At 63.2% G+C, this 9703-nt stretch carries 8 protein-coding genes and 1 pseudogene; 4 read left to right on the plus strand and 5 right to left on the minus strand.

The features are described from left to right. The first annotated feature begins 36 nt into the window (after window positions 1-36). From HFK74_RS31235 to HFK74_RS31250, 4 genes are all read left to right on the plus strand, one after another. Window positions 37-1536 carry a cytosine permease gene (locus HFK74_RS31235; RefSeq protein ID WP_180206887.1) on the plus strand — a complete coding sequence of 500 codons (1500 nt, stop codon included), beginning with the start codon at window positions 37-39 and terminating at the stop codon, window positions 1534-1536. Beyond that, complete coding sequence (locus HFK74_RS31240; protein ID WP_180206888.1) at window positions 1533-2378, plus strand: nitrilase family protein; 846 nt, start codon at window positions 1533-1535, stop codon at window positions 2376-2378. The genes HFK74_RS31235 and HFK74_RS31240 overlap by 4 nt, the downstream gene beginning before the upstream one ends. A gap of 77 nt (window positions 2379-2455) precedes the next feature. After that, window positions 2456-3178, plus strand: coding sequence for a gamma-glutamylcyclotransferase (locus tag HFK74_RS31245; RefSeq protein WP_180206889.1), 723 nt, complete (start codon window positions 2456-2458; stop codon window positions 3176-3178). 155 nt (window positions 3179-3333) lie between these two features. After that, window positions 3334-4464 (plus strand): sterol desaturase family protein, encoded by a 1131-nt coding sequence (locus HFK74_RS31250; RefSeq protein WP_180206890.1) that lies wholly within the window; start codon window positions 3334-3336, stop codon window positions 4462-4464. Here HFK74_RS31250 and HFK74_RS31255 read toward each other — a convergent pair. The 5 genes and pseudogenes from HFK74_RS31255 to HFK74_RS31275 all read right to left on the minus strand — a co-directional run. After that, window positions 4367-5083 carry a L,D-transpeptidase gene (locus HFK74_RS31255; RefSeq protein WP_180206891.1) on the minus strand — a complete coding sequence of 239 codons (717 nt, stop codon included), beginning with the start codon at window positions 5081-5083 and terminating at the stop codon, window positions 4367-4369. The two genes, HFK74_RS31250 and HFK74_RS31255, sit on opposite strands and share 98 nt — an antisense overlap. Then, the gene (locus tag HFK74_RS31260) at window positions 5080-5841 is read right to left on the minus strand and encodes a M15 family metallopeptidase (RefSeq protein WP_180206895.1); all 762 of its coding nucleotides are present in this window, start codon (window positions 5839-5841) and stop codon (window positions 5080-5082) included. The genes HFK74_RS31255 and HFK74_RS31260 overlap by 4 nt, the downstream gene beginning before the upstream one ends. Window positions 5842-5879: 38 nt before the next feature. Beyond that, window positions 5880-6836 (minus strand): lipoyl synthase, encoded by a 957-nt coding sequence (gene lipA, locus HFK74_RS31265; RefSeq protein ID WP_180206892.1) that lies wholly within the window; start codon window positions 6834-6836, stop codon window positions 5880-5882. A 144-nt stretch (window positions 6837-6980) separates the two neighbouring features. Further along, window positions 6981-8237 (minus strand): serine hydroxymethyltransferase, encoded by a 1257-nt coding sequence (gene glyA, locus HFK74_RS31270; RefSeq protein WP_180206893.1) that lies wholly within the window; start codon window positions 8235-8237, stop codon window positions 6981-6983. A gap of 158 nt (window positions 8238-8395) precedes the next feature. Beyond that, window positions 8396-9703: pseudogene (locus HFK74_RS31275) on the minus strand (beta-eliminating lyase-related protein); the annotation flags it as partial.

Raw genomic sequence — 9703 nt, forward strand, 5'->3', positions numbered from 1 at the left:
CAAAACAAAAACAATCAACTGCATAGGAATCATCGTATGTCAGGGTCCCCACTTTCCGCGCACGCCGCCGAGGCGAGCAGCGGGCTGGCCATCGAAGGCCACTCGATCGATTACATCCCGGAAAACGAACGTCACGCCAAACTCAGCAGCCAGGGGCCGTTCTGGTTTCTCGGCAACTTCCACTTTTTCACCATCTCCATCGGTTTCGTCGGCCCCAGCCTTGGCTTGTCGGCGCTGTGGACCCTGCTGGCCGGCGCGCTGGGCATCATGTTCGGCACGATCTTCATGGCCTTCCACGGCTCGCAAGGTCCGGAAATGGGCCTGCCGCAGATGATCCAGTCCCGTGCCCAGTTCGGCTATCGGGGGGTGATCCTGGCGTTGATGGCGACGATGTTCGTGTTCGTCGGCTTCAACGTGGTGAACGTCTCGCTGATCATGAACGGGCTGGAGCATGTGTTCGGCATCGACCCGACCATCGTCGCCGTGACGGTGGTACTGATCGGCGCACTGCTGTCGATCTACGGCCACGACCTGATGCACAAGGCCTTCAAGTGGGCGCTGCTGGCGACGCTGCCGCTGTATGCCCTGGTCACCATCGCCTTGATGTTCGGCGCAGGTTCCGAGGGCGTCACGCCGGCCACCGACCTGGGCTTCAGCTGGATCGCCTTCGCCACCCTGTTCGCCATCGGCGCCAGCTACAACATTTCCTATGCGCCCTACGTTTCCGACTATTCGCGCTACCTGCCGAAAAACACCAGCCGGCCGAAACTGATCGCGGCGATATTCGTCGGCGCCTCGTTGTCGGGCAGCTGGATGATCGGCCTCGGTGCCTGGCTCGCCCAAGAGCTGAAAGCGGTGGATGCACTGGTGGCGTTGAACCAGGTGGGTTCTTCGATGATTCCCGGCCTGGGCAATCTGCTGGTGGTGGTCTCGGTGGCGGGCTTTTTGCCGATCATTGCGCTGAACACCTACAGCGCCATGCTGACGTTGCTGACCGGTGTCGATTCGATCAGCAAGATCACCCCGACCCCCCGCGCCCGGGTGCTGTCGATCAGCGTGATCAGCCTCATCCTGTTGACCTGCGTGCTGTCGATCAAGGGCGACGGTATCGCGCTGCTGAACACCTTCCTCGTGTTGCTGCTGTACTTCCTCGTGCCCTGGACCGCCGTCAACCTGGTGGACTATTTCTTCGTGCGCAAGGGCCGCTACGCGATCCCGCACTTCTTCACGCCGAAGGGTATCTATGGCGCCTGGCAATTTCGCGGCATCGTCGCCTACCTGATCGGCTTTGCCGCCATGGTGCCGTTCTTCTACATCTATGATGCCGCCGCTGGTAAAGAAGTCTTCGTCGGTCCGCTGGCGCGGATGCTCGAAGGCGTCGACATCGCCTGGCTGGTGGGCTTGCTGGTGTCGGGCCTGACGTATTACCTGCTCAGCCGCTCCCTGGACCTGGCCGCCGAGCGGCGGGTCATCGACTCGATCACTGAGCACGACATCGTCGCCATGACCCATTCATCCGCGGAGTCGGTGCGTTGAACACTGCAAGGAATACCCTGGTCGCCTGCTGCCAATTGGCGCCGAAAATCGGCGACCTCGCCTACAACCGTACGCTCACCGAGCGCGCGATCCGCTCGGCGGCCCTGCAGGGTGCCCAGGTCGTGGTGTTGCCGGAGTTGATACAGAGCGGCTACCTGTTTGCCGACCGCGCAGAAGCACTGACCCTGGCGGAAACCGCCGAGGGTCCGACCTTGCGCTTGTGGCAGGCATTGGCCAGTGAATTGAACATCGTCATCGTCGGCGGATTCTGCGAGCGTCTGGCCGGGGATCAACTGGCCAACAGCGCGGCGCTGATCGATGCCCAGGGCGTGCGCGCGGTGTACCGCAAGGCGCACCTGTGGGATGCCGAGAAGGACATCTTCACCCCCGGCGATGCCGCGCCGTCGGTGATCGAAACGGTCCACGGGCGCATCGGCATGCTGATCTGCTACGACCTGGAGTTCCCCGAGTGGGTGCGCCTGCCGGCGCTGGCCGGTGCCGACCTGCTGTGTGCGCCGGTCAACTGGCCCGACGGCCCACGGCCGCAGACCGAGCGCCCGGCGGAAGTCTTGCGGGTGCAGGCCAATGCCTCGGTCAACCGAATGTTCATCGCCGCCTGTGACCGCCATGGCCATGAGCGCGGGGTGAGTTGGGTGCAAGGTTCGGTGATCGTCGACGCCGACGGTTATCCGTTGGCCGGTCCGGCGGAGCAGGGCGGCGAACAGATTTTGCTGGTCACCCTGAACCTGGCCGAGGCGCGCAACAAGCGCATCAGCGAGCGCAACGACCTGCACCGGGACCGGCGGCCATCGTTGTATAGCTTGAGCAGCGTGGTGCTATGACGCTTGGCCCCACAGGACAATTCGGCGCGCGCTGCTAGTCTTTCAGGTTCCCGTTCGATCCATATCGAGAGGCGAATATGGACGCAGGCAAAGCCCGACCATCCACCCGGCGCAACCTCACGGCGGAACTGGTCGCCCTTGTCGAGCGGTTCGAGCCCGATCCCGGGCCCGAACCTGGTACGGCCGAACACACCCCGGCAGAGTTCGATGCGATGGCGCTGGCGCTATTGCAGGAGTACAGGCCGCAAGCGCTGTGGGTGTTCGCCTACGGCTCATTGATCTGGAACCCGGAATTCGAATTCGAAGAGCGCTGCAGTGCCACCGCTTTTGGTTGGCATCGTTCGTTCTGCCTGACCCTGACCCGTTGGCGTGGCACCCGCGAGCTGCCGGCGTTGATGCTCGCCCTTGATCGCGGTGGCAGCTGTCAGGGGGTGGCTTTCCGCCTGCCCGCGCAGGACCATTTCAAGCAGCTCGGGCTGTTATTGGCGCGGGAAATCGACGCCAATCCACCGACCAACGTAGCGCGCTGGATCACCGTGAAAACCGCGTCCGGCCCCCTGCGGGCGTTGGCCTTCGTCGCCGCCCGGGACGGCAGGGCCTATGCCGGCAAGTTGCCGATGGACAAGGTCGCGCAAGTCCTGGCTCGCGCAGCCGGGCATTGGGGATCGGCGGCACAATACCTGTTCCGCACGGTGACCATGCTCAAGGAACAGGGCATCCGCGACCGCAACATGAGCCGCCTCGAAAGCCTGGTCGCCGAGGAAATCGAAGCCGTGCTTGCTGCGGCGAAGCATCCCTAGTGCCTGATCCTGCTACTGTCCGGTTGCCGAAATCCCAAGACCTGAATAAGATACATCCGCAATAATATCCTGCAGGTGCCACAAGCCGTGCTCCTGCGACAAGCGTTTTTCCAACTCACTCACAACGCTCTACTTTCAGCAGGGGGCAGCCTTTCGTGGATGTTCTCGAACCGATCGACCAATACCTGTTCAGGTGGGTGATTGCGCCTGTCAGCGATCAGTTCCTGGGGCTCTTCGACCTCAATGGCCGTCTCTGCGTGGCCTTTCTGTTCACTTCCTACGCCGTGGCTTACGGCCTGTTCCGCTGGCGCCAATCCCGCGGGCTGACAGACGCGCACAGCTTCTGGCAGTTCATCGGCGGCAACCGTGTGCATTTTCATCCTTCGGCGCTGCTCGATTACCGCTATTACTTCGTGCGCGGCATTCTGAAGGTCGTTCTGGTGGTGCCCATCGTCGGGCTGGTGGACCCGTATGTGTTGCGCTCCGGGGACTACGTGCGTTTCTTCACTCACCTGTGGGGCGCACGGGTGCAGGTCGAAGAGCACCTGGCCCTGTCCTTGCTCTATGGCCTGGGCGTGTTTCTGCTGCAGGACTTCATCCATTACTGGGCCCACCGCGCTTACCATTCGCGCTACCTGTGGGCGTTCCACAAAGTCCATCATTCGGCGACGGTGCTGGTTCCTGTGACGGCGAGCCGGGTGCATTTCCTCGAGAAAGTGGTCGAGCGGCTGATCGACCTCGTGTTCATCAGCGCCTTTGCCGGTCTCTTCTGGTACGCCTGCGGCGGGGAGATCAGCCGCTACACGCTGTTCGGCGTGACCTACATCGTGTTCATCCTCAACGCCCTGGCGGCCAACCTGCGCCACAGCCATGTCTGGCTGTCCTTCGGGCCGGTGGTCGAGCATGTACTGAACAGCCCGGCCCAGCACCAGATTCACCACAGCGATGCGCCGCGGCACTTCGACAAGAACTTCGGGGTCAACCTGTCACTCTGGGACTGGATGTTCGGCACGCTCTACGTCACACAGGCGAAACCCGAGGCTATCCAATTCGGCACCGGAGACCAGGAGCGTTACTTGACGCTCCACAGCCTGATCGTCACGCCCTTCGTGGAAACAGCCCACAAGCTGCGCCAGGCCAGGCGCCCGGCTCAACGCCCTGACCTGTCGATGGGAGACAAACCCTTGATCAGCGTTCAGGAAGCTTCCAGCGTTCGCGCAACTGTTCGTATTGCGCCTCGGGTAATTGCACCAGCAACGGGGACTGGCGCGGGTCCAGCCAACTGAACAGGCGAGCGATATCCGTTGGGCTCATCGCCGTGCAGCCCCGGGTCGGTGTCGTGGGGCCACGCCAGATGTGGAAGAAAATACATGAGCCGGCGGCGGGGGACGCCGGGGTGTTGTGCTCGATGACAATGCCCTGGCGATACAAGTCAACGCGGCGCATGCGTTCGGAGCTGCTCCAGTCTTTGGCAATCGTGGCGCCGTCGACCAGTTCGTTGTAACGCGTGGACTGGCTGTCATCCACGCATTCGATGGTCGGGGTCAGCGCGAGGTAGGGCAGGTGCGTTTCAGCTGAGGCGTCGTAGCCAAACGCGCTGCCCAGCTTGAACATCCCGGCGGGCGCCTTTCCATCGCCTTCCTGTTTCACCGGCCCCTCAAGTGGCCGAGTGTCGAGCAGTCCCTTGCCCCAGCCCATACCGTTTTTTCCCAGCACGACGGCAAACGGCGCTTCGACTTTCTGGAAGCTATTCCCGTGCCGCTCATAACGCTGGGCGCTGCCCTGGATGTCATCCCAGTGCTTGCTGGTGACCACGATCAACTGGCCGCTTGCTTCGAGCCCTTGGGCCATTGCGGCACAGGGCAGCAGGATCAGCAGCGCGCAGATTTTGCCAAGACGGTTCATGGCGCCAGCGGGGTGATGGGGAAGTTCATGACGCTGTTCAACGTCGCATCCCGGGTATAAGTGAAGTGCCACCACTCGGCGGAGTAACCCGTGAAGCCCTCCTGCTCCATGGCGCGGGTCAGGCGTTGACGATTTTCCATGGCCGTCGCCGTGATCGACGTCGAATCGGTATGGGCGCGCTCGTCGAAGCAATCGAAACCGGTGCCCATGTCGACTGCGCCGTCGTGCCAACGCTGACCATAAGGCGCCGTGCAATCGACGGGCGTGGCGGATGGCGTCCAGGTGTCGGCGGGCAGGGCGCCCGGGCCTGTCATGCTCAGGTCGACGGTGCCGCCTTTGGAGTGATTGGATACCCGCGCCACATAGCCCAGGCGCCAGAAGTCCTGCTTGTCCACCCGGGGATAGAATTCGGCCTTGCGCGGGTCGCCCGGCTGCGTGGCGAAGCGCCCCATGTCCGCGACCGCTCGGCTGGGGCGATAGCAATCGAATACCTTCAAGCCATAGCCTTGCGCCTGCAGTGCCGTTTGTACCCGGGACAGGGCTTTGGCGGCCTCCTGCGACAGCAGGCACTCGGGCGCGTCGTAGCCCTCAAGCGGGTGCCCGGTGAAGTTGTGGGCGCTGGCATAACGAATGTCCTGCTCGATACCCGGGTCGATCGTGCGCAAATACACCATGTGCCCGGGCCTGGGCTCGGCAGCGGCGACGCCCGACAAGGCGAGACTCAGGATTGGCAGCAATGTTCGAACGACAAATGGCATCGGGCCGGGTCTCCGAGTTGGCATGACAAGTCACTCCATCATGGCTTGAAACCGGCGGCACCTCCATGAAGTTGTTGGTCGGCATGATAGGACGAGCGCACCAGTGGTCCCGAGGCCACGTTCTTGAAGCCCATCCGCGCGCCTTCCTCGGCGAACCAGGCAAACACGTCCGGGTGCACGAAACGCTGGACCGGCAAGTGGCTGCGCGACGGTTGCAGGTACTGGCCGAGGGTGAGCATGTCGATATCGTGCTCGCGCATGCGCTGCATGACTTCGATGACTTCCTCGTCGGTTTCGCCGAGGCCCAGCATCAGGCCTGACTTGGTTGGCACATGAGGGATCGATTGCTTGAACTTCTGCAGCAGATCCAGCGACCACTCGAAATCCGAGCCTGGCCGCGCGGCCTTGTACAGGCGCGGGACGGTTTCCAGGTTGTGGTTGAACACATCGGGCGGCTCAAGGGCGGTGATCGCCAGGGCGACGTCCATTCGGCCGCGATAGTCCGGCACCAGGGTTTCCAGTTGAATGCCCGGCGACAGCTTGCGGATCTCGCGCAGGCAGTCGACGAAGTGTTGGGCGCCACCGTCGCGCAAGTCGTCGCGGTCCACCGAGGTGATCACCACGTATTTGAGGCGCAGTTCGGCGATGGCCACGGCGAGGTTGGTCGGTTCATCCACCTCCAGCGGTTTCGGGCGGCCGTGGCCGACATCGCAGAACGGGCAGCGACGGGTGCAGATGTCACCCATGATCATGAAGGTCGCGGTACCCCCGGAAAAACACTCGCCCAGGTTCGGGCATGAGGCTTCCTCGCAGACACTGTGCAGCTTGTGTTTGCGCAGCAATTGCTTGATCCGGTCGACCTCGGGGGAGGTTGGCATGCGTACCCGGATCCAGTCGGGTTTGCGCGGGAATTCCTCGGTGGGGATGATTTTCACTGGAATCCGCGCAACCTTCTCCGCGCCGCGCAGTTTGGTGCCGACTTGCACTGTGTTCATAGGTGTTCCCAAGGTCTGTCAGACAAAAACCGGACCTGTAGGAGCTGGCTTGCCAGCGAAAGCGGTGTGCCAGTCAACATCACTATCGACTGACACGCCCTCTTCGCGAGCAAGCTCGCTCCTACAGGGTTTTGGGGTGTGCGATCAGTCGCGGTACACCGGGAAATCGCTGCACATCGCCGCCGCCTGGCGGGCGACCTGGGCCTCGACATCGGCATCGCCGAGATGATCGAGGATGTCGCAGATCCAGCCGGCCAGCTCGATGCCCTGGGCTTCCTTGAACCCGCGACTGGTGATCGCCGGCGTACCGATGCGCAGGCCTGAGGTCACGAACGGCGACTGCGGGTCGTTGGGCACGGCGTTCTTGTTCACGGTGATGCCGGCACGGCTTAGCGCGGCGTCGGCGTCCTTGCCGGTCAGGCCCTGGCGGATCAGGCTGACCAGGAACAGGTGGTTGTCGGTGCCACCGGACACCACGTCATAACCCCGTTCGATAAACACCTGGGCCATCGCCTGTGCGTTGCGGATCACCTGCGCCTGGTAAGTCTTGAACGCCGGCTCCAGGGCTTCCTTGAAGCACACGGCCTTGGCGGCGATCACATGCATCAGCGGGCCGCCCTGGCCGCCGGGGAATACGGCGGCGTTGAGCTTTTTCTCCAGTTCCGGATTGGCCCTGGCCAGGATCAGGCCACCGCGCGGACCGCGCAGGGTCTTGTGGGTCGTGGTGGTGACCACGTCTGCGTAGGGCAGCGGGTTAGGGTACAGACCTGTGGCCACCAGCCCGGCGACGTGGGCCATGTCGACGAACAGATAAGCACCAACCTTGTCGGCGATCTGCCGGAAACGCGGGAAGTCCAGGGTCTTGGAGTAGGCGGAGAAGCCGGCGATGATCATTTTCGGCTGGTGCTCGACGGCCAGGCGCTCGACTTCGTCGTAGTCGATCAACCCGGTCGCGGTGTCGATGCCGTATTGCACGGCGTTGTAGAGCTTGCCGGAAAAACTCACCTTGGCCCCATGGGTCAGGTGACCGCCATGGGCCAGGCTCATGCCCAGCACGGTGTCGCCAGCCTGCAGCAACGCCAGGTACACCGCCGCGTTGGCCTGGCTGCCGGAGTGCGGCTGGACGTTGGCGTAGTCGGCGCCGAACAGTTGCCGGGCGCGGTCGATGGCCAGTTGCTCGACCACGTCGACGTACTCGCAACCGCCGTAGTAGCGCTTGCCCGGATAACCTTCGGCGTACTTGTTGGTCAGGCCGCTGCCTTGCGCCTCCATGACCCGTTGGCTGGTGTAGTTTTCCGAAGCGATCAGCTCGATGTGGTGTTCCTGCCGCGCGTCTTCGGCGTTCATCGCCGCCAGCAGTTCGTCGTCGTAGCCTTTGATCTGGTCGTGTTTGCTGAACATGGTCTAGTCCTCTGTTGTTCTCAAATGGGGTCACCTGTAGGAGCTGGCTTGCCAGCGAATGGGCCATCAAGACCGCTAAAAGCTTCGCTGGCAAGCCAGCTCCTACAGGGTTATGCGGTGTTTGCGTGGGCGGGGTTATCCGCCTCGATGTGGTGTTCTCAGGCGTCCTGGTAGTCGGCGATTGAAGGGCAGGCGCAGATCAAATTGCGGTCGCCAAACACGTTGTCGACCCGGCCCACGGGCGGCCAATACTTGGCGTCGATCAAGGTGTCCAGCGGATAAACCGCCTGCTCACGGCTGTACGGGTGCGACCACTCACCGACCAGCTCCGCCGCGGTGTGCGGGGCGTTTTTCAGTGGGTTGTCGTCCTTGTCCAGGGTGCCGTTTTCCACCGCGCGGATTTCTTCGCGGATGCGGATCATGGCGTCGCAGAAGCGGTCCAGTTCTTCCTTGGATTCGCTTTCGGTCGGCTCGATCATCAAGGTGCCGGCCACCGGGAAGGACATGGTCGGGGCGTGGAAGCCGAAGTCGATCAGGCGCTTGGCCACGTCATCGACGCTGATGCCGCTGCTGTCTTTGAGCGGGCGCAGGTCGAGGATGCATTCGTGCGCCACCAGGCCGTTGCTGCCGGTGTACAGCACGGGATAGTGCTCTTCGAGGCGGCGGGAAATGTAGTTGGCGTTGAGGATCGCCAGCTGCGAAGCGCGTTTCAGGCCGGCACCGCCCATCATGCGGATGTACATCCAGGTGATCGGCAGGATGCTCGCGCTGCCGAACGGCGCGGCGCAGACCGCGCCTTCCTTGCGGGCCATGTGCGCATGGCCCGGCAGGAACGGCGCCAGGTGCGACTTGACGCCGATCGGGCCGACGCCCGGGCCGCCGCCGCCGTGGGGAATGCAGAAGGTCTTGTGCAGGTTCAGGTGCGACACGTCGCCGCCGAACTTGCCCGGGGCGCAGAGGCCGACCATGGCGTTCATGTTGGCGCCGTCGATGTACACCTGGCCGCCGTGGTCGTGGATGATGCCGCAGATTTCGCGGATGCCTTCCTCGAACACGCCGTGGGTCGACGGGTAGGTGATCATGAGCGCCGCGAGGTGTTCGCGGTGCTCGATGGCCTTGGCGCGCAGGTCTTCGATGTCGACGTTGCCGCGGGCGTCGCAGGCGGTGACGACTACGCGCATGCCGGCCATCTGGGCGGTGGCCGGGTTGGTGCCGTGGGCCGACGACGGGATCAGGCAGATGTCGCGACGGTCTTCGCCACGGCTCTGGTGGTAGGCGCGGATCGCCAGCAGGCCGGCGTATTCACCCTGGGAACCGGCGTTCGGCTGCAGCGAGATCGAGTCGTAACCGGTGGCGGCGCAGAGCATCGCTTCCAGTTCATCGGTCAGTTGCTGGTAGCCGGCGCTTTGCTCGGCCGGGGCGAACGGGTGCAGGGCGCCGAATTCGGCCCAGGTCACCGGGATCAT

The organism is Pseudomonas sp. SbOxS1, from assembly GCF_013416725.1.
Taxonomy (GTDB): domain Bacteria; phylum Pseudomonadota; class Gammaproteobacteria; order Pseudomonadales; family Pseudomonadaceae; genus Aquipseudomonas.